This is a genomic window from Streptomyces sp. GL_148 (assembly GCF_057834205.1).
The window spans coordinates 1,722,815-1,741,508 of sequence record NZ_CM174396.1 but is presented as its reverse complement, the minus strand read 5'-3'; the positions used below and the strand labels follow the sequence as shown (position 1 = coordinate 1,741,508).

General features: G+C 72.3%; 17 protein-coding genes and 1 tRNA gene. 10 read left to right on the top strand and 8 right to left on the bottom strand.

All coding sequences use genetic code 11. The features are described from left to right. Positions 1–49 precede the first annotated feature (49 nt). Positions 50–137, bottom strand: a tRNA-Leu gene (locus AC3IYI_RS07975). A 168-nt stretch (positions 138–305) separates the two neighbouring features. Here AC3IYI_RS07975 and AC3IYI_RS07970 point away from each other — a divergent pair. The 3 genes from AC3IYI_RS07970 to AC3IYI_RS07960 all read left to right on the top strand — a co-directional run bounded on the left by AC3IYI_RS07970 (position 306) and on the right by AC3IYI_RS07960 (position 2,997). Then, positions 306–1,631 carry a M20/M25/M40 family metallo-hydrolase gene (locus AC3IYI_RS07970; protein WP_327251929.1) on the top strand — a complete coding sequence of 442 codons (1,326 nt, stop codon included), beginning with the start codon at positions 306–308 and terminating at the stop codon, positions 1,629–1,631. Positions 1,632–1,821: 190 nt separating this feature from the next. Next, complete coding sequence (gene chpH / locus AC3IYI_RS07965) at positions 1,822–2,055, top strand: chaplin ChpH (RefSeq protein ID WP_489409514.1); 234 nt, start codon at positions 1,822–1,824, stop codon at positions 2,053–2,055. 177 nt (positions 2,056–2,232) lie between these two features. Beyond that, positions 2,233–2,997 carry a chaplin gene (locus AC3IYI_RS07960; RefSeq protein WP_489409513.1) on the top strand — a complete coding sequence of 255 codons (765 nt, stop codon included), beginning with the start codon at positions 2,233–2,235 and terminating at the stop codon, positions 2,995–2,997. A gap of 39 nt (positions 2,998–3,036) precedes the next feature. Here AC3IYI_RS07960 and AC3IYI_RS07955 read toward each other — a convergent pair whose 3' ends face one another. Further along, positions 3,037–3,225, bottom strand: coding sequence for a DUF5703 family protein (locus AC3IYI_RS07955; RefSeq protein ID WP_243333977.1), 189 nt, complete (start codon positions 3,223–3,225; stop codon positions 3,037–3,039). 47 nt (positions 3,226–3,272) lie between these two features. Between AC3IYI_RS07955 and AC3IYI_RS07950 the strand changes: the two genes are divergently transcribed. Beyond that, on the top strand, positions 3,273–3,950 hold the full coding sequence (locus tag AC3IYI_RS07950) for a hypothetical protein (RefSeq protein WP_489409512.1): 678 nt from the start codon (positions 3,273–3,275) through the stop codon (positions 3,948–3,950). 89 nt (positions 3,951–4,039) lie between these two features. Here AC3IYI_RS07950 and AC3IYI_RS07945 read toward each other — a convergent pair whose 3' ends face one another. Next, a complete protein-coding gene (locus AC3IYI_RS07945) occupies positions 4,040–6,259 on the bottom strand; it encodes a helix-hairpin-helix domain-containing protein (protein ID WP_489409511.1) in 2,220 nt (739 codons plus the stop codon). Next, a complete protein-coding gene (locus AC3IYI_RS07940) occupies positions 6,256–7,248 on the bottom strand; it encodes an aldo/keto reductase (protein ID WP_489409510.1) in 993 nt (330 codons plus the stop codon). Before AC3IYI_RS07940 ends, AC3IYI_RS07945 begins: the two co-directional genes overlap by 4 nt. Positions 7,249–7,348: 100 nt before the next feature. Between AC3IYI_RS07940 and AC3IYI_RS07935 the strand changes: the two genes are divergently transcribed. Next, positions 7,349–8,398 (top strand): LLM class F420-dependent oxidoreductase, encoded by a 1,050-nt coding sequence (locus AC3IYI_RS07935; RefSeq protein WP_489409509.1) that lies wholly within the window; start codon positions 7,349–7,351, stop codon positions 8,396–8,398. A 250-nt stretch (positions 8,399–8,648) separates the two neighbouring features. Next, positions 8,649–9,431, top strand: coding sequence for a ferritin-like domain-containing protein (locus AC3IYI_RS07930; RefSeq protein WP_489409508.1), 783 nt, complete (start codon positions 8,649–8,651; stop codon positions 9,429–9,431). Positions 9,432–9,491: 60 nt separating this feature from the next. On the opposite strand, the gene corA is transcribed toward AC3IYI_RS07930, so the two are convergent. After that, positions 9,492–10,475, bottom strand: a complete 984-nt coding sequence (gene corA, locus AC3IYI_RS07925) for a magnesium/cobalt transporter CorA (protein WP_489409507.1) — start codon at positions 10,473–10,475, stop codon at positions 9,492–9,494. A gap of 62 nt (positions 10,476–10,537) precedes the next feature. Between corA and AC3IYI_RS07920 the strand changes: the two genes are divergently transcribed. The 4 genes from AC3IYI_RS07920 (at position 10,538) to mshC (ending at position 14,106) form a co-directional block, all read left to right on the top strand. Further along, positions 10,538–11,260 (top strand): histidine phosphatase family protein, encoded by a 723-nt coding sequence (locus AC3IYI_RS07920; RefSeq protein ID WP_489409506.1) that lies wholly within the window; start codon positions 10,538–10,540, stop codon positions 11,258–11,260. Between the two features lie 104 nt (positions 11,261–11,364). Beyond that, positions 11,365–11,955 (top strand): DUF3090 domain-containing protein, encoded by a 591-nt coding sequence (locus AC3IYI_RS07915; RefSeq protein WP_243333987.1) that lies wholly within the window; start codon positions 11,365–11,367, stop codon positions 11,953–11,955. Then, entirely contained in the window at positions 11,919–12,755 is an 837-nt protein-coding gene (locus AC3IYI_RS07910) for an SCO1664 family protein (RefSeq protein ID WP_489411465.1), read from the top strand. Before AC3IYI_RS07915 ends, AC3IYI_RS07910 begins: the two co-directional genes overlap by 37 nt. A gap of 121 nt (positions 12,756–12,876) precedes the next feature. Further along, positions 12,877–14,106 (top strand): cysteine--1-D-myo-inosityl 2-amino-2-deoxy-alpha-D-glucopyranoside ligase, encoded by a 1,230-nt coding sequence (gene mshC, locus AC3IYI_RS07905; protein ID WP_489409505.1) that lies wholly within the window; start codon positions 12,877–12,879, stop codon positions 14,104–14,106. Between the two features lie 204 nt (positions 14,107–14,310). On the opposite strand, the gene AC3IYI_RS07900 is transcribed toward mshC, so the two are convergent. The 3 genes from AC3IYI_RS07900 to glpK all read right to left on the bottom strand — a co-directional run bounded on the left by AC3IYI_RS07900 (position 14,311) and on the right by glpK (position 18,629). Continuing rightward, positions 14,311–15,309: a PAC2 family protein gene (locus AC3IYI_RS07900; protein ID WP_489409504.1), complete on the bottom strand. Its 999-nt coding sequence runs from the start codon at positions 15,307–15,309 to the stop codon at positions 14,311–14,313. A gap of 127 nt (positions 15,310–15,436) precedes the next feature. After that, positions 15,437–17,044, bottom strand: a complete 1,608-nt coding sequence (locus AC3IYI_RS07895; protein WP_489409503.1) for a glycerol-3-phosphate dehydrogenase/oxidase — start codon at positions 17,042–17,044, stop codon at positions 15,437–15,439. Between the two features lie 43 nt (positions 17,045–17,087). Beyond that, positions 17,088–18,629, bottom strand: a complete 1,542-nt coding sequence (gene glpK, locus AC3IYI_RS07890; RefSeq protein WP_489409502.1) for a glycerol kinase GlpK — start codon at positions 18,627–18,629, stop codon at positions 17,088–17,090. Positions 18,630–18,694: the final 65 nt, after the last annotated feature.

Genomic DNA, 18,694 nt, shown 5'->3' with positions numbered 1-18,694 from the left:
GATGCCCGCCCCAAACGCAGAAAACCCCACGTGAAGTGGGGTTTTCGCTTGGTGTCCGAGGGGGGACTTGAACCCCCACGCCCGATAAAGGGCACTAGCACCTCAAGCTAGCGCGTCTGCCATTCCGCCACCCGGACAAGGTGTCTGTCTCGCGTCCCTCGCGGGCCGTTCCGACGTGGAAAACATTACCAAACATTCCGGGGTCCTCGATCACACCCCCCGACGGCCGGGGATCGCCCTTGGGGGAAGCGGCCCGGGGCGCGAGGATGGAGTCAGTTCGGTACTGATCAGTGGGAGGAAGCAGCGTGAGCGAATCGGGCGCGGGCAGGACCGTCTCCGGCGAGGACGAGGTCGTCGACCTCTGCCGGGACCTCATCCGGATCGACACCAGCAACTACGGGGACCACTCCGGGCCCGGCGAGCGCAAGGCGGCCGAGTGGGTCGCCGAGCAGCTCGCCGAGGTCGGGCTGGAGCCGAAGATCTTCGAATCGCACAAGGGGCGGGCCTCGACCGTGGCGCGGATCGAGGGCGAGGACCCCTCGCGGCCGGCGCTGCTCATCCACGGGCACACCGACGTGGTCCCGGCCAACGCCGCCGACTGGACCTACGACCCCTTCGCCGGCGAGATCGCCGACGGCTGCGTGTGGGGCCGCGGAGCGGTCGACATGAAGGACATGGACGCGATGACGCTGGCCGTCGTACGCGACCGCATGCGCAGCGGCCGCAAGCCCCCGCGCGACATCGTGCTGGCCTTCCTCGCCGACGAGGAGGCGGGCGGCACCTACGGCGCCCGGTACCTCGTCGACAAGCACCCCGACCTCTTCGAGGGGGTCACGGAGGCGATCGGCGAGGTCGGCGGCTTCTCCTTCACCGTGAACGAGAACCTGCGGCTGTACCTGGTGGAGACCGCCCAGAAGGGCATGCACTGGATGCGCCTGACGGTGGAGGGCACCGCCGGCCACGGGTCCATGACCAACAACGACAACGCCATCACGGAGCTCTGCGAGGCCGTAGGCCGCCTGGGCCGCCACACGTGGCCCGTACGCGTCACCAAGACCGTCCGGCACTTCCTGGACGAGCTCTCGGACGCGCTGGGCACCCCGCTCGACCCGGACGACATGGACGCCACGCTCGCCAAGCTCGGCGGCATCGCCAAGATGGTCGGCGCGACCCTGCGCAACTCCGCCGCCCCGACCATGCTCGGCGCCGGCTACAAGGTCAACGTCATCCCCGGCCAGGCCACCGCCCACGTGGACGGCCGCTTCCTGCCGGGCTACGAGGACGAGTTCTTCGCCGACCTCGACCGGATCCTCGGGCCGCGCGTGAAGCGCGAGGACGTCCACGCGGACAAGGCGCTGGAGACGGGCTTCGACGGCAAGCTCGTGGACGCCATGCAGACCGCCCTGAAGGCGCACGACCCGATCGCCCGCGCGGTCCCGTACATGCTCTCCGGCGGTACGGACGCCAAGTCCTTCGACGACCTCGGCATCCGCTGCTTCGGCTTCGCCCCGCTCCAGCTTCCGCCGGAGCTGGACTTCGCCGGGATGTTCCACGGCGTGGACGAGCGGGTGCCGGTGGAGGGCCTGAAGTTCGGCGTACGGGTGCTCGACCGGTTCATCGACGAGTCCTGAGACGGGCGTTGGACGGTTGCGGGACGGGCGGAGACCGAACGGGGCGTAGCTAACGCCCGGGAATCGGGAAGGTGTGCGAAATCCACTGAGAAGAGTGAATGCGCTCATACGCTCGTAGCCCCGGTGATCCCTCCTCGTTACAGGTGGTGCGGTCCGCGGCTGGGACCGCGCTTGCCTACTAGGAGGAACAATGCTCAAGAAGGTTGCCGCCGCTGCGGCTGTCACCGGTGGTCTGGTTCTCGCGGGTGCGGGTCTGGCTGTCGCCGACGCGGGTGCCCAGGGTGCGGCCATCGGTTCGCCCGGTGTCCTGTCCGGCAACGTCGTCCAGGTTCCGGTCCACGTTCCCGTGAACGTCTGCGGTAACACGGTCTCCGTGATCGGCCTGCTGAACCCGGCTTTCGGCAACACCTGCGTCAACGCCTGACGTATCTGAAGTTCTCGGCCCCGGAGCGCATTCCAGCGCTCCGGGGCTGCCGGGCTTTACGGGCCCGATGACGATCTTTTCGGCGCACCAGGCGGGGGAGCCTGTGCGGCCTGTGCGCCGACCGGGCGTGCACGTGTGTGAGCGTGCACGACGCACACACCAGGGGACGAAGTACAGATGCGACGACAGGTACAGGTCACCGGCAGGAAGACCTTGATCACCATGGCGGCCGCGGGGGGTCTGCTCGCGCTCGGAGGGGGTTACGCACACGCGGACTCCGGCGCTTCCGGCCGCGCCGCGCACTCACCGGGACTGCTGTCCGGGAACGCCCTCGAGGCACCCGTGGACGCGCCGCTGAACGCCTGCGGGAACACGGTGACGGTGGTGGGGGCCCTGAACCCGGCCTTCGGAAACCACTGCGCGAACCTCCCGGGCCGGACCGGACACCCGCAGCACCCGAGCCACCCCGAACACCCGGGCGAGCCGCACCAACCGCACGAACCGTGCGACGAGGACACGGGCCCGGGGCACCCGGAACACCCGGGCGGTCCCGGGGGCGACGGCAACCCGGGCGGCCCCGGGGGCCCTGAGAACCCCGGCGGTCCGGGCGGCCACGGGAACCCGGGCGGTCCCGGCGGTGATGGCAACCCCGGTGGTCCCGGCGGCCACGGCGCTCCCGGCGGTCCGGGTGCCGGGCAGCAGCAGCCCGGGACTCCCGCCGGACCCGGCGCGGGTACCGGTACGGGGCCCGGCACCGGATCGGTGACGCCGGTGACGCACCCCGCCCAGGGGAGCGGCGCCGGTGGCAGTGCCGGGTCGACCCCGGCCGGGGTACTCGCCGCCACGGGCTCCGGTGACGTCCTCACCGCCGGAGTGCCCCTGGCCGCGGGCATGCTGCTGGCGGGCGCCGTGCTCTACCGCCGGGCGCGCAGCGCGGCCTGACGGTCCCTCAGGACGCGGGTCCCGCCCCGGGGGCCCGCGTCACCAGGTCGCGCGGACCTGGCGGATGATCCGGCGGCGCAGTCGCACGCGGCGACTGCCGTCCCGAAGCAGGGTCAGCCGGTCGAGCTCCCAGTGCCCGTACTCGGCGTGTTCTGTCAGCAGGCGGGTCGTTTCCTGACGTGGAACCCCGCGGGGCACGTACAAGTCGACAAATTCGTATTCCGGCATCGCATCTATTGTGCCGTGAGAGCCCCTCTACGGATAGCGTCTGCACTATGTCTGATGCCGCTCTGCCCACTGTTGCCGAGGTACGCGCCGCCGCCGAGGCGGTCAAGGCCGCGCTCGACCGTCACCTCGCCGCGGTCGAGAGCAGGATCGGGGACGATGATCCGGACGTATACGCCGCGTTCAACGAACTCGCCGCCGCCGCCGAGGAGTACGACGAGCTCCTCTACGACCGCTACGACGAGGTCACCCCGTTCGAGATCCCCACTCCCGAGGACGGGCTCCCGTACACCGGCCCCGCCGAACCCGCCGCCTTCAGCGTGCTCATCCGCCGCGACTACGCCGTCGTCGAGCCGGCGCGCCTGCTCGCCCAGGCCGAACGCGTCGTCGCACACGACCGCGAGGCCGAACTCGACCACGACGGCGGCACCGCCGACGCGCTCGGCGTGCTCTTCGGCGAGTACGAGCCGGACGAAATCGCCTCCCGCGCCAAGGACTTCGGGCTCGAGGAGGGCGATTCCACGCTGTGGATCGCCGCTGCGGAGGAGATCGCGGAACCGGGGGAGTGGCTCGGCTCGCCCTTCGCGCACATCGATCCGCAGGACGTGATGCACCGGTTCGACGTCAGCTCGGTCTTCGACGAGGAAGACGACGACGGTGAGGACGCCGAGGGCGGCGAAGCGGCCGAAGACGGCGAGCCGGCCGAGCGGGGTCTGACCCCGGCCTGACCCCGGCCCGGCCCCGCCCCGCGCGACACCTCGTACGGAACGCACCGCGGCCCCCGTCCCACCCGGGACGGGGGCCGCGGTGCGTTCCATCAGCGGGGCTCCGCCGCCGCCGACGCCACGAGCGCCCGCAGCAGACCCGTCAGCCGGGTCGTGCGGGGCTTCGCCGGTACTTCCGCGACCGCGCGCGGCAGCGCCTGGTCGACCCCGTGCACCACCGACAGGTGCCGCTCGGCCCGGCCGAACGCCGTGTACACCCAGTCCCGCGACAGGGCCTGAGCCGCGTCCCCGGGCAGGACGACGACCGCCGCGGGCCAGCGCGAGCCGACGGCCTGGTGCGCCGTCACGGCCCAGCCGTGCCGCACCTGCGACTCCACCCGCTCCTTCGGTACGACGATCCGCGCGCCCGCGGCTCCGGCCAGGTGCAGCCCCTGTGCGTCGGCCGACACCACGCGGGCCGGCAGCGCCCGCCCGGCGGAGGGCACGTGGACCACCCGGTCGCCGGGGTCGAAGCCGCCGAACCGGCCGGGGCCCGGGTTCAGCCGCTCCTTGAGGGCCGCGTTGAGCGCGCGGGTGCCCGCCGGGCCGCCGTGGCCCGGGGTGATCACCTGGACGGCGTCCGCCGGGATCCCGAAGGCGCGGGGCACCGACTCGGCGACCAGCTGCACGGTGCGGTGCACCGCCTCCCCGGCGTCGCGGACCGGGACGATGACGACCTCCTTGCCGGGGGCCTCGACCTGGTTGAGCTCCCCGACGCCGACCCCCGAGACCAGCTCGCCGATCGGGCCCGGGTCCGGGATCCGGGAGACGAGCTGCGGGCAGGCGCGGGCCGCGAGCACATCGGCGAAGACCCGGCCGGGACCGGCCGAGCCGAGCACCGCGGGGTCGCCGGACAGCACCAGGCGGGCCCCGTCGGGGACCGACTCCACCAGCGCGGCGGCCGTCTCCACGTCCAGCTGCGGGGCGTCCAGGACGATGAGCAGGTCCAGCGCGAACTGCCCGTCCGCGTCCCGCCCCGGGCCCTCGGCGCCGGCCAGCAGGCCCGCCACGGTGACTGCCTCCCCGGCCGGGGCGTGCGCGGCCAGGCAGACCCGCAGACCGAACTCCCGGGCGGCCGCGAGCAGGGCGCGGGGTTCGGCGCGGGCGGCCTCGCCGCCGGTGTGGGTGACCAGGCCGTGCCCGGCGGCGGCGCGGATCAGCTCGGCGCCGGTGCCGGTGGCGGCCTTGTCCCAGTCGGCGGGGTCCGTGAAGGTGTTGGCGAGCCGGGCCAGGCCCTCGGCGAGGCTCTCCTCGGCCATGGCGGAGCCCTCCAGGCCCACCAGGATGCGTACGGGCTGCTCCTCGTCCTCGGCTACGGGAGGCCCGACCGGCTCCTCGAAAGCCAGCGCGGTGCCCTCGCCGACGGCCGCCTCCAGGGCCTCCGCCGGGTCCGGTACGCCGTACTGGGCGAGGGCCGACTCCAGGGTGGGGGCCTCCAGCACGGTGTGGCCCTTGGCGGCGGCCTGCGCCAGCAGCCAGCCCACCAGGGCGGCGGCCCGCCGCTCGTCCCCGGGACCGGTCGCCTCGGCGCCGAGCAGGGCGCGGGCGAAGCCGTCGGCCTGCGTCGGGCGGACCCCGGCGACGGCCAGCAGCCGCCAGGGGGATTCGGCGAGCTGCTCGGCGGCGTCCTCGCCGAGCGCGGCGGCGGTCTGCGGGGCGAGGGCCTCGGGGGCTCCGCCCCTGGCCAGGACGGCACGGATCGCCTGGACGGCGTCGGGGGAGGGGGCGTCCGCCTGCGGCGCGGGGGCGGGTGCGGGAGTGCGCGCCGGGGCGGGCGCTGGAGCGGGCTCCGGCCGGCGGGGCGCCGGGGGCGCCTCGAACCGGGCCGGGGGCTTGCCGCCGCCCTCGACGGCCCGTACGGCGGCCAGCAGGTCGGCGGCGGTGCCGCTGAGCTTGGCGCCGGCTTCGATGGGGGCTTCGCGCTCCGCCTTGCGGCGGGCGATGCGCTCCCGCTCGATCTTCTGCGCGGCCAGCTCCGCCGCGGCTTCGCTGAGCTGGGGCTTGGCCTCGGCGGTTCCGTCCGCGGCGGCGTCTCCGTCCGGGTCGGCGGCTTCGCCGGACCCGTCCGTGACGGCCGCGTCTCCGTCCAGGTCCGCGGCCTCGCCCTCGTCGGAGGCGTCCGCGGCTGCGCCCTCGCCGGGGGCGTCGTCTGCGGTCTCCGGGTCGGTCGGGTCCGGTTCCGCGGCGGGGGTGGCCGGGGCTTCCGGGGCGGTGGCTGCGGCGGGCGCCGGGGCCTCCGCGGCAGCGGCGTCGGCGTCGGCGGTGTCGCTCACAAGGTGCTCCAGTCGTGATCGGGGTAGCGGTGGACGGGCGCCGAGACGTCGTCCAGTGCTTGGCGGATCTCCTCCGGAAGACTAAGGGCCTCCACCGACAGGGCCGCCCCGAGCTGCGCCGACGTGCGCGCGCCGACGATCGGCGCGGCCACCCCGGGGCGGTCCCGGACCCAGGCCAGGGCCACTTGGAGCGGGGTCACCGCCAGGCCGTGCGCGGCCGTCGCCACCGCGTCCACGATCCGGCTCGCCGGCTCGTCCAGGTACGGGTCCACGAAGGCCGCCAGGGTTTCCGACGCGCCCCGGGAGTCCGCCGGGGTGCCGGACCGGTACTTGCCCGTCAGGACGCCCCGGCCCAGCGGGGAGGAGGGGAGGAGGGAGACCCCCAGATCCAGCGCGGCCGGGACCACCTCCCGTTCCACGCCGCGCTGGAGCAGTGAGTACTCCATCTGTGTCGACGCCAGCCGGGTCCGTACCCCCGGCGCCGCGACCTGCCAGGTCGCCGCCTTCGCGAGCTGCCAGCCGCTGAAGTTCGACACGCCCGCATACCGCGCCCGGCCGCTGCTCACCGCGATGTCCAGCGCCTGGAGGGTCTCCTCCAGCGGGGTCCAGGGGTCGAAGGCGTGCACCTGCCAGAGGTCGACGTAGTCCGTGTCCAGGCGGGACAGGGAGTCGTCCAGTGCGGCGAGGAGGTGGCCGCGCGAGGCGTCGAAGCGGCGGTCCGGGTCCGCGACCCCGCCCGCCTTCGTCGCGATCACCAGATCGCGCCGCGGGACGACGGAACCGATCAACTGCCCGAGGAGGTACTCCGCTTCCCCGCCCCCGTACACGTCGGCCGTGTCCACGAGCGTGCCGCCCGCGTTCCAGAACGTCTTCAACTGCGCGGCTGCTTCCGCCTCGTCCGGTCCGTCCGCCGACCGGCCCCAGGTCAGTGTGCCGAGACCGATCCGGGAGACGCGCAGTCCGGTGCGGCCGAGATGCCTCTGCTCCATGAGGGCTGAGACTACTGCGGCGCTGACGCGGGGCACCCGGGCGCGCTACAGTCCCCGCAGACCCACGTTACTGATCGGTAAACAGGCAAGGGGACCACACATGCGGCTCGGCATCAATCTCGGCTACTGGGGCGCTGGCATGGACGCCGACAACCTGGCCGTCGCGCAGGAGGCCGACCGCCTCGGCTACGACGTCTGCTGGGCCGCGGAGGCCTACGGCTCCGACGCGCCGACCGTGCTCGCCTGGGTCGCCGCCCAGACCGAGCGCATCGACGTCGGGTCCGCGATCCTCCAGATCCCGGCCCGCCAGCCCGCCATGACGGCCATGACCGCCGCCACCCTCGACTCCCTCACCAAGGGCCGCTTCCGGCTCGGGCTCGGCGTCTCCGGCCCCCAGGTCTCCGAGGGCTGGTACGGGGTGAAGTTCGACAAGCCGCTCGCGCGGACCCGCGAGTACGTGGAGATCGTCCGCAAGGCGATGACCCGCGAGCGGCTGTCCTACGAGGGCGAGCACTGGACGCTGCCGCTGCCCGGGGGGCCGGGCAAGCCGCTCAAGCTGACCGTGCACCCCGAGCGCGAGCACATCCCGCTCTACATCGCCGCGATCGGGCCGAAGAACCTGGAGCAGACCGGCGAGATCGCCGACGGCGCCCTGCTGATCTTCCCGGCCGCCGAGCACCTGGAGGCCACCGCCCTCACCCACATCCGGGCGGGCCGCGAGAAGGCCGGGCTGACGATGGACGGCTTCGACGTCTGCCCGACCGTGCCGCTGGCCCTCGGCGAGGACGTGGCCGGGCTCGCGGACATGTTCCGCCCGTACACCGCCCTGTACGTGGGCGGCATGGGCAGCCGCAAGCAGAACTTCTACAACCAGCTGGCCCAGCGCATGGGCTACGAGAAGGAAGCCGCCGAGATCCAGGACAAGTACCTGGCGGGCGACAAGCAGGGCGCGGCCGCCGCGGTCCCGCACTCGCTGATCGACTCCACCACCCTGCTCGGCTCCGTCGAGCGCATCGCCGACGGGATGCGGGCCTACGCGGAGGCCGGGGTCACCACCCTCACGCTCGCCCCCGCCGGCTTCACCCTCGACGAGCGGATCGCCGCCCTGCGGGCCGGCACCGAGGCCATGGAGCTGGCCGGCCTGGCCTGAGCCGCCGCCGGACGGAGTCCGGCGCAGCCGCCCGAAGCCTGCGGAGCAGTGCGAGGGCGGCGTGGAAAAGGCGTGGTCTGCGGCCGTGGTGGGGGCTCGGGGGGTCTTCCCCGCCACGGCCGACACAGCCAACAACGCGCCGGGCGGCCCGCGGGTTACGCGGCGCGGGCCATCTCGGGACTTCGTTCATTCGGACGAGTAGCGCGCCCCGCGGGTTGCCCGCCCGGGCGCGCGGAGTTTGACTCGGTGCATGCTCTCTGCCCGCAGCCTGTTCCAGGAGATCGTCGAGAATGACGACTCCTTCCAGCTGTTCTGCTCCATCGCCGCCAGCGGGGAGTCCCAGGGCGGCTGGGAGAACGCCCGGATCGCGGCCCTGGTCCCCGACGGCATGCGCGACCTCGCGCCCAAGATCACCCGGCACGGCGCCGACGAGGACAAACACGGCCGGATCTTCAACGCCCTGCTGCGCAAGCGCGGCCTGCCGCCGGTCCCGGTCCCGCCCGAGACCGACTACACGATGCTGCTGGAGCGGCGCGGCATCGGCCTCGCGCACGACAAGCTCCGCCGCGACGAACCCCTGACCGAGCGCGACATCGTCGTCTACCTGGCGCACAGCCGGGTCACCGAACAGCGCGCCGCCGACCAGATGGTCATGCTGGTCACGTACTTCGGCGACCACCCCGAGGTCGGCAGGGCCATCCGCATGATCAGCCACGACGAGGACAACCACCTCTCCTACTGCCACGAGGAGTTGCTGCGCCTCGCCCGCGAGGGCTACGGGCCGGTCATCCACCGGGTCCTGCGCGAGAGCGCCCTCGCCGAGATCGCCGTCTACCGCGACGTCAGCCTCGCCGTCATGGACCACATGGGCCGGCTGCTGCGCTGGCCCGCCCCGAAGGCGGCCGCGCTCGCCGCCGGGATCCGCGGGATGTACGCGTACGAGCGGTTCAGCGGCTGGCACCGGATGATCGACCTGCGCATGCCGGAGCGGCGCGATGCCCTCGGCGGCGCCCCGACGCCCGAATTCGCCTGAGCCCGGGGCCGGGCGAGCCATCCGCCGGCCGGCCCGCCCGACCGGCCCCCCGGTCACGGCCTAGAGCCAGCCGCGGCGCTTGAACATCCGGTGCAGGCCCACGCAGATGACCGCCATCACCAGCAGCACCATCGGATAGCCCCAGCGGTGCTTGAGCTCCGGCATGTGCTCGAAGTTCATCCCGTAGATCCCCGCCACCATCGTCGGGACCGCCGCCATGGCCGCCCAGGCGGAGATCTTGCGCATGTCGTCGTTCTGCCGGACGCCCATCTGCGCCAGGTGCGCGGCCAGCGCGTCCGACAGCAGCCGGTCCAGGCCCTCGATGTACTCGTTCGCCTTCGTCAGGTGGTCGGCGACGTCGCGGAAGAACGGCTGGGCGCGCTCGTGCACGAAGGGCACGTTCCCGAAGGCGAGCCGGTCCATCGGCTGCAGCAGCGGACTCGTGGCCCGGCGGAACTCCAGGACCTGCCGCTTGAACCCGTAGATCCGGGCGGCGGTGTTCTTGCTGTCCGCGGGATTCGGCGAGAACACCTCCGCCTCCAGCTCCTCCAGATCCGCCTGGAGCTCGGCGGCCACCTCGATGTAGTGGTCCACCACCGCGTCCGAGACCGCGTACAGCACCGCCGTCGGGCCGTGCCCCAGCACCTCGGGATCCTGCTCCAGACGGTGGCGCACGGCGGCCAGCGCGGCCCCTTCGCCGTGCCGGACCGTGACGACGAAGGAGTCGCCGATGAACACCATCAGCTCGCCCGTGCTCACCGTGTCCGAGGCATCGTCGTACATCACCGGCTTGAGGACCACGAACAGCGAATCGTCGTAGACCTCCATCTTCGGCCGCTGGTGCGCGGTCAGCGCGTCCTCCACCGCCAGCGGGTGCAGCCCGAACTCCTGGCTGACGTGCTCGAACTCCTTCTCCGTCGGCTCGTACATGCCCACCCAGAGGAAGGCGTCGCCGGTGGCCCGCGCCTCGTCGAGGGCATCGGAGAAGTCGTCGGGCGCCTCGGAGCGGCGGCCTTCGCGGTACATGGCGCAGTCCACAATCACTCGCGCATTGTTCCCTGCCCGGGCCCCGACCGCACGCCGGCGTCACCGCTTACCCTTCTGCCATGGCCACGCTGATCCTCGTACGACACGGGCGGTCCACCGCCAACACCGCAGGGCTGCTCGCCGGATGGACCCCGGGGGTGACCCTCGACGAGCACGGAGCCGCACAGGCCGCCGCGCTGCCCGGGCGGCTCGCCGCCGTGCCCCTCGCCGCCGCCGTCACCAGCCCGCTGGAGCGGTGCGCCGAGACCCTGGCCCCGCTCCTGGCGGCCCGGCCCGGTCTCGCGCTCCACACCGACGAGCGGATCGGCGAGTGCCACTACGGCGACTGGTCGGGCCGCAAACTCTCCGAATTGTCCGAAGAACCGCTGATGCGCATCGTCCAGCAGCACCCCTCGGCCGCCGCCTTCCCCGGCGGCGAGTCCATGCGGGCCATGCAGGCCCGCGCCGTGGACGCCGTCCGCGACTGGAACGCGCGGATCGAGGAGGAACACGGCACGGACGCCGTGTTCCTGATGTGCTCGCACGGCGACATCATCAAGTCCCTTGTCGCGGACGCCCTCGGCATGCACCTGGACCTCTTCCAGCGGATCCACGTCGACCCCTGCTCCGTCACCGCCATCCGCTACACGCCGACCCGGCCCTTCCTCCTCCGGCTCGGCGACACCGGCGACTTCGCCTCCTTCGCGCCCCGCGAAAGCGCCTCCCCGGACGCGGCGACGGCCCAGGACGCCGCGGAAGCGGGCGGCGAGGCCGTCGTAGGAGGTGGTGCGGGCGCGGTGTGATCGAACGGCGCAGTAGGGTGGACGGGCCAACCCATGGGCGCAGCCCTGCCCCTGCCTCCCCCAGACTCCGTCTGGGGGCACCCCCGGACGCTTGGAGACTGGACGTGCCCCGTCAGGTGTTCCTCTACGACCCACCGGACCGTTTCGTGGCCGGCACGGTCGGCCTGCCTGGACGCCGTACGTTCTTCCTGCAGGCCTCCACCGGCCCCCGCGTCACCTCCGTCTCCCTGGAGAAGACCCAGGTGGCGGCGCTGGCGGAGCGGATGGAAGAACTGCTGGACGAGGTCGTACGGCGCACCGGGGGCAATGCCCCCGTCCCGGCCGTGGCCCCCGCCGAAGCGACCGACACCGCACCCCTGGACGTCCCCGTCGAGGAGGAGTTCCGCGTCGGCACCATGGCCCTGGCCTGGGACGGCGAGGACCAGCGCATGATCGTCGAGGCGCAGGCCCTGGTGGAGCTCGACGCCGACTCGGAGGAGGACCTCGCCGAGGCGGAGGAGCGGCTGCTCCAGGACGAGGAGAACGGGCCGCCGATGCTGCGCGTCCGCCTCACAGGCGCCCAGGCCCGGGCCTTCACCAAGCGGGCCCTGGACGTGGTCAACGCGGGCCGGCCGCCCTGCCCGCTGTGCAGCCTCCCGCTGGACCCCGAAGGGCACGTCTGCCCGCGCCAGAACGGCTACCGGCGCCAGGCGTGAACGCCACGGGGGAGCTGGAGGAGCTGCTGGCCCACGGGGAACTCACCGTCGTCGGCCGGATCCGGGAGGCGTCCAACGCCGTCCTGCTGTGCCGTGTCACGCACGGGGGCGCGAGCACCGACTGCGTGTACAAACCGGTCAAGGGCGAGCGCCCGCTGTGGGACTTCCCCGACGGGAACCTCGCCCAGCGGGAGGTCGCCGCGTACCTGGTCTCCGAGGCCACCGGCTGGGGGCTGGTGCCCCCGACCGTGCTGCGCGACGGACCGTACGGCGAGGGCATGGTCCAGCAGTGGATCGAGACGGGGGAGTCCCCGGAAGCGGAACTGCTCGCGCTCGTGGACGGCGAGGAGGCGGGGGAGGGCTGGAAACCCGTCGCCTTCGCCGAGGTCGGCGAGGGCCGCACCGCGCTCCTCGTGCACGCCGACGACGAACGGCTGCGCCGGATGTCCGTCCTCGACGCGGTGATCAACAACGGCGACCGCAAGGGCGGCCACCTGCTGCCCGCCCCCGACGGACGGCTCTACGGCATCGACCACGGAGTGACCTTCCACACCGAGGACAAACTGCGCACCCTGCTGTGGGGCTGGGCGGGGGAGCCGCTGACGGAGGAAGCCGGGTCCGTGCTGACCGCCCTGGAGGCCGGCCTGGCCACCGGACAGCCCCTGGCCACCCGACTGGCCGAACTGCTCACCACCGCCGAGCTGGCCGCCGTACGGGCCCGCGTGGCCCTGCTGCTGCGCACCGGGAGGCATCCCCAGCCCTCGGGCCAGTGGCCGGCGATCCCGTGGCCGCCGGTCTGACCTCGCCGAGGGCCGCAGCGGAACGCAACGCATAGATCCGGCCATGGCGCAAGAGTGCCGATCCGGACAACAGTGCAGGTCCGGTTCGTTTGAGGAACACCCGTCCGGTTAGTCTCGAGTCATGCATGCCTGGCCCGCTTCTGAGGTCCCCGCCCTGCCTGGCAAGGGCCGCGACCTCCAGATCCACGACACCGCGACCCAAGGGACGATCACCCTCGCCCCCGGTCCCGTCGCCCGTATCTACGTCTGCGGGATCACCCCGTACGACGCGACGCACATCGGTCACGCGGCGACCTACAACGCGTTCGACCTCGTGCAGCGCGTGTGGCTCGACACCAAGCGGCAGGTCATCTACGTCCAGAACGTCACGGACGTCGACGATCCACTGCTGGAGCGTGCCCTGCGTGACAACAAGGACTGGACCGAGCTCGCCGAAAGCGAGACCGCTCTCTTCCGCGAGGACATGACCGCCCTGCGGATGCTGCCGCCGCAGCACTACATCGGCGCCGTCGAGGCCATACCCGGCATCGTGCCGCTGGTCGAGCGGCTGCGGGACGCGGGCGCCGCCTACGAGCTGGACGGCGACGTCTACTTCTCGGTGGAGTCCGACCCGAACTTCGGCAAGGTGTCCAACCTGGACGCCGAGGCGATGCGGCTGCTGTCGGCCGAGCGGGGCGGCGACCCGGACCGGGCGGGCAAGAAGAACCCGCTCGACCCGATGCTGTGGATGGCGGCCCGCCCGGGCGAGCCGAGCTGGGACGGCGGCTCGCTGGGCCGCGGCCGGCCCGGCTGGCACATCGAATGCGTGGCCATCGCCCTGGACCACCTGGGGATGACCTTCGACATCCAGGGCGGCGGCTCCGACCTGGCCTTCCCGCACCACGAGATGGGCGCCTCGCACGCCCAGGTGCTGACGGGCGAGTTCCCGATGGCCAAGGCGTACGTACACGCCGGGATGGTCGCGCTGCACGGCGAGAAGATGTCGAAGTCCAAGGGCAACCTGGTCTTCGTATCGGCCCTGCGGCGGGCCGGAGTGGACCCGGCGGCGATCCGCCTGGCCCTGCTCTCGCACCACTACCGCGCGGACTGGGAGTGGACCGACGCGGTCCTCGCGGAGGCGGTGGCCCGCCTGGAGCGCTGGCGCGCGGCCGTCTCCCGCCCGGACGGCATCGCGGCGGATGCCCTGGTCGAGGAGGTCCGCGAGGCCCTCTCCAACGACCTCAACGCCCCTGCGGCACTGGCGGCCGTGGACCGCTGGGTCGATCGTCAGCTCGTCTCCGACGGCGACGACGAGTCGGCGCCGGGTCTCGTGTCCCGCACGGTCGACGCGCTCCTGGGCGTAGCCCTGTAAGCAACCTGCGGCGCCGTTTCCGGGGGCGCTGCCCCCGGACCCCCGCGCCTAAAACGCCGGCGAGGCTGGATTTTGCCCGGCGGGGCTGGATTGCCGTCAGGCAATTCCAGCCCCGCCGGCGTTTGAGGAGCGGGGTCCGGGGCGGAGCCCCGGGAAACGGCGAAAGGGCGGGGCGGGGAGAAATCTCCCCGCCCCAGCACCGGGCTACGCCTCCGGAGGCGTCTCGTCCTCGTCCGGCGAGGCCGCCGGAGAGGCCGGGGGCTCCTCGGAACCGGACGGATCCGGCTTCCGCTTAGGGGGCCGCGTCAGCCCACTGGACGTGTCCCGCAAATAGGACCCGTCACCCGGCTCCGCACCCGCGGAAGGATCCCGCCGCCGCAGGTACCGCTCGAACTCCCGGGCAATGGCATCGCCCGAAGCCTCCGGCAGATCCGCGGTGTCCCGCGCCTCCTCCAGCGTCTGGACGTACTCCGCCACCTCGCTGTCCTCGGCGGCCAGTTGGTCCACGCCCAGCTGCCACGCCCGCGCGTCCTCGGGGAGTTCGCCCAGCGGGATCCGGATGTCGATCAGATCCTCCAGCCGGTTGAGCAGCGCGAGGGTCGCCTTCGGGTTCGGCGGCTGGGACACGTAGTGCGGCACCGCCGCCCACAGGGACACTGCCGGCACCCCGGCATGGGTGCAGGCCTCCTGGAGGATGCCCACGATCCCGGTCGGGCCCTCGTACTTGGTCTCCTCCAGGTCCATCGTCCGCGCCAGATCCGCGTCCGAGGTCACCCCGCTGACCGGCACCGGGCGGGTGTGCGGGGTGTCGCCCAGCAGCGCCCCCAGGATGACGACCATCTCCACGCCGAGCTCGTGGGCGAAGCCCAGGATCTCGTTGCAGAACGAACGCCACCGCATGGACGGTTCGATGCCCCGCACCAGCACCAGGTCGCGCGGTTTGGTCCCGCCGATCCGGACCACCGACAACCGGGTCGTCGGCCACGTGATCTTCCGTACCCCGTTGTCCAGCCACACCGTCGGCCGGTTGACCTGGAAGTCGTAGTAGTCCTCGGCGTCCAGAGCCGCGAAGACCTCGCCCTTCCACTCCCGGTCCAGGTGTGCGACCGCACCGGAGGCCGCGTCACCCGCGTCGTTCCAGCCCTCGAACGCGGCCACCATGACCGGGTCGATCAGCTCGGGCACGCCCTCAAGCTCGATCACCCAGGTCTCCTTCCGAAGTTCCCTTGTGTACGTGGGTCAGCCTAAGCCTTGATGAGGCACCGGCCACAGCCCACGACAGAGGGGCGGTTCCCCCTGGAACCGCCCCTCTGCCCGTTCACGCCACCGCTTATGCCTTGTCGGCCAGCATCTCCTCGACCCGGCCGCGCACTTCGGCGGTGTCCAGACCGCGGACCGTCACCGTCGTACGGCGGCGCAGCACGTCGTCGGCCGTCTCGGCCCACTCGTTGTCGCGGGCGTAGGCGACCTGCGCCCAGATCTCCGGACCGTCCGGGTGGATGCGCTCGGCCAGCGCCGGGTCCTCGTTGGCGAGCCGCGCGATGTCGAAGGCCAGCGAGCCGTAGTGCGAGGCCAGGTGCCGCGCGGTCAGCGGGTCCATCCGGGAGCCCGGCTCGCGGTCCACGAGCAGCCGGTGCGCCACCGCGTTCGGGTTGGCGACACCGGGCAGCGCGATCCGTCGTACGAGGGACTTCACCGGCTCCATGTCCTCGGTCAGCGGGCTGCCAGGAAGCTTGGCCAGCTTGTTCATGACCACGCGGCCGATGTGCCGGTACGTGGTCCACTTGCCGCCGGCCACCGACAGCATGCCGCCCGCGCCCTCGGAGACGACCGTCTCGCGCTTGGCCTTCTCCACCCCGCCCGGGCCGCCGGGCAGCACGCGCAGGCCCGCGAAGGCGTACGTCATCAGCGAGCGGTCCAGATCGGCGTCCTTCACCGAGAAGGCCGCCTCGTCCAGGATCTGCTGGATGTCGCCCTCGGTGGCCCGCACGTCCGCCGGGTCGCCCTCGTACACCTCGTCGGTGGTGCCCAGCAGGAGCTGGTCCTCCCACGGCAGGGCGAAGGTGATGCGGTACTTGTCGATCGGGGTGGCCATGGCGGCCTTCCACGGCGACTTGCGCTTCATCACGATGTGCGCGCCCTTGGAAAGGCGGATCGACGGCATGGAGTGCTTGTCCTCCATGCGCCGCAGGTGGTCCACCCACGGGCCGGTGGCGTTCAGCACGACGCGGGCGTCCACACCGAACTCGGTGCCGTCCAGGCGGTCCTTGAGCTCGGCGCCCGAGACCCGGCCGCGCGTCATGCGCAGACCGGTGACCTCGGCGTGGTTCAGGACGACCGCACCCGACTCGACGGCCGCGCGGACCGTCATGACGGCGACGCGCGAATCGTTCATCTGGTGGTCGTAGTAGACCGCGACGGCCTTGAGGTTGTCCGTCTTCAGACCCGGGTTGTCGGCGGCGGCACGGGCCGGAGAAATGATCTTGCCCATGCCGTCGCCGAAACCGGAGAGCGCCGAGTACGCGAACACGCCCGCGCCCAGCTTCGCCGCGCCCACCGGACCGCCCTTGTACACCGGGAGGTAGAAGGTGAGCGGGTTGACCAGGTGCGGGGCCACGTCCTTGGCCAGCACCCGGCGCTCGTGGTGGTTCTCGGCGACCAGCTTGACCGAACCGGTCTGCAGGTAGCGCAGGCCGCCGTGGACGAGCTTGGAGGAGGCCGAGGAGGTGGCGCCGGCGAAGTCGCCGGCGTCCACCATGGCGACCCGCAGACCCGACTGCGCGGCGTGCCAGGCCACCGAGGTGCCCAGGATCCCACCGCCGATGACCAGCAGGTCGTACGTGGCCTTCGCCAGCTGCTCACGGGTCTCGGCGCGGCTCGCGTTCGAACCGGCGGTCGGGTGCGTACCCAGGGTGGGAACGCTCTGCAGGGTGCTCATGTCCGTTGACTCCTACTTGCTCGTCGATTGCGCCGCTGTGCGGTCAGCTGGCGTCTTCGTCGTCGACCCAGCCCATGGACCGCTCCACGGCCTTGAGCCAGCTCTTGTACTCGCGCTCCCGCTGCTCGGCGGGCATCCGCGGGGTCCACTCCGCCGCGCGGCGCCAGTTGGCGCGCAGGGCGTCGGTGTCGGGCCAGAAGCCGACGGCCAGGCCGGCGGCGTAGGCGGCGCCGAGGCAGGTGGTCTCGGCGACCATCGGGCGCACCACGGGGGCGTCCACGAAGTCGGAGAGGGTCTGCATCAGCAGGTTGTTGGAGGTCATGCCGCCGTCGACCTTGAGGGCGGCGAGCTCGACGCCCGAGTCCTTGGTCATGGCGTCGGTGATCTCGCGGGTCTGCCAGGCGGTGGCCTCCAGGACGGCACGGGCGATGTGCGCCTTGGTGACGTACCGGGTGAGGCCGGCGATCACACCGCGGGCGTCGGAGCGCCAGTACGGGGCGAACAGGCCGGAGAAGGCGGGCACGAAGTACGCGCCGCCGTTGTCCTCGACGGACGAGGCCAGGGTCTCGATCTCGGCCGCGGTCTTGATCATGCCCATCTGGTCGCGCATCCACTGGACGAGCGAGCCGGTGACGGCGATGGAGCCTTCCAGCGCGTAGACCGGCTGCTGGTCGCCGATCTGGTAGCCGACGGTGGTCAGCAGGCCGCTGTAAGAGTTGATGATCTTGTCGCCGGTGTTCATCAGCATGAACGTTCCGGTGCCGTACGTGGACTTCGCCTCGCCCTCGGCGAAACAGGTCTGGCCGAACAGCGCGGCCTGCTGGTCGCCGAGCGCCGAGGCGACCGGGACGCCCGCGAGGACGCCCTCCTTGACGTGGCCGTAGACCTCGGCGGAGGACTTGATCTCCGGGAGGACGTTGAGGGGCACGTCCATGGACTCGGCGATCTTCTCGTCCCAGGCCAGGGTGTGCAGGTTCATCAGCATGGTGCGCGAGGCGTTGGTGACGTCGGTGACGTGCACACCGCCCTGGGCGCCGCCGGTGAGGTTCCAGATGACCCAGGAGTCCATGGTGCCGAAGAGGATGTCCCCGGCCGCGGCGCGCTCGCGCAGGCCCTCGACGTTGTCGAGCAGCCAGCGCACCTTGGGGCCGGCGAAGTAGCTCGCCAGCGGCAGGCCGGTCTCGCGGCGGAAGCGGTCCTGGCCGACGTTGCGGCCGAGCTCCTTGCACAGGGCGTCGGTGCGGGTGTCCTGCCAGACCAGCGCGTTGTGGACCGGCTCGCCGGTGTGGCGGTCCCACAGCAGGGTGGTCTCGCGCTGGTTGGTGATGCCGACGGCCTTGACGTCGGCGGAGGTGAAGCCCGGAATGCCTTGGGCGGCCTTGGCCATGGCCCCGGCGACGACCTCCTGGACGTTGGTCCAGATCTCGGCGGCGTCGTGCTCGACCCAGCCCGGCTTCGGGAAGATCTGCTCGTGCTCCTTCTGGTCGACGGCGACGATGCGCCCGTCACGGTCGAAGACGATGCAGCGGGAGGAGGTGGTGCCCTGGTCGATCGCGGCGATGAAGGGGCCGGTGCTGGTGGTCATGGTGGCTGCTCCTGGCAGGTGTCGAAGTAGGCGGAATCAGAATGGCGGTGCGGATGGTGCCGTGG

Bases quoted from the DNA above. Each gene is read 5' to 3' on its own strand.
- chpH (WP_489409514.1), top strand. From the start codon at position 1,822: ATGCTCAAGAAGGTTGCCGCCGCTGCGGCTGTCACCGGTGGTCTGGTT.
- AC3IYI_RS07960 (WP_489409513.1), top strand. From the start codon at position 2,233: ATGCGACGACAGGTACAGGTCACCGGCAGGAAGACCTTGATCACCATG.
- AC3IYI_RS07955 (WP_243333977.1), bottom strand. From the start codon at position 3,225: ATGCCGGAATACGAATTTGTCGACTTGTACGTGCCCCGCGGGGTTCCA.
- AC3IYI_RS07950 (WP_489409512.1), top strand. From the start codon at position 3,273: ATGTCTGATGCCGCTCTGCCCACTGTTGCCGAGGTACGCGCCGCCGCC.
- AC3IYI_RS07940 (WP_489409510.1), bottom strand. From the start codon at position 7,248: ATGGAGCAGAGGCATCTCGGCCGCACCGGACTGCGCGTCTCCCGGATC.
- AC3IYI_RS07935 (WP_489409509.1), top strand. From the start codon at position 7,349: ATGCGGCTCGGCATCAATCTCGGCTACTGGGGCGCTGGCATGGACGCC.
- AC3IYI_RS07930 (WP_489409508.1), top strand. From the start codon at position 8,649: ATGCTCTCTGCCCGCAGCCTGTTCCAGGAGATCGTCGAGAATGACGAC.
- AC3IYI_RS07920 (WP_489409506.1), top strand. From the start codon at position 10,538: ATGGCCACGCTGATCCTCGTACGACACGGGCGGTCCACCGCCAACACC.
- mshC (WP_489409505.1), top strand. From the start codon at position 12,877: ATGCATGCCTGGCCCGCTTCTGAGGTCCCCGCCCTGCCTGGCAAGGGC.
- AC3IYI_RS07895 (WP_489409503.1), bottom strand. From the start codon at position 17,044: ATGAGCACCCTGCAGAGCGTTCCCACCCTGGGTACGCACCCGACCGCC.
- glpK (WP_489409502.1), bottom strand. From the start codon at position 18,629: ATGACCACCAGCACCGGCCCCTTCATCGCCGCGATCGACCAGGGCACC.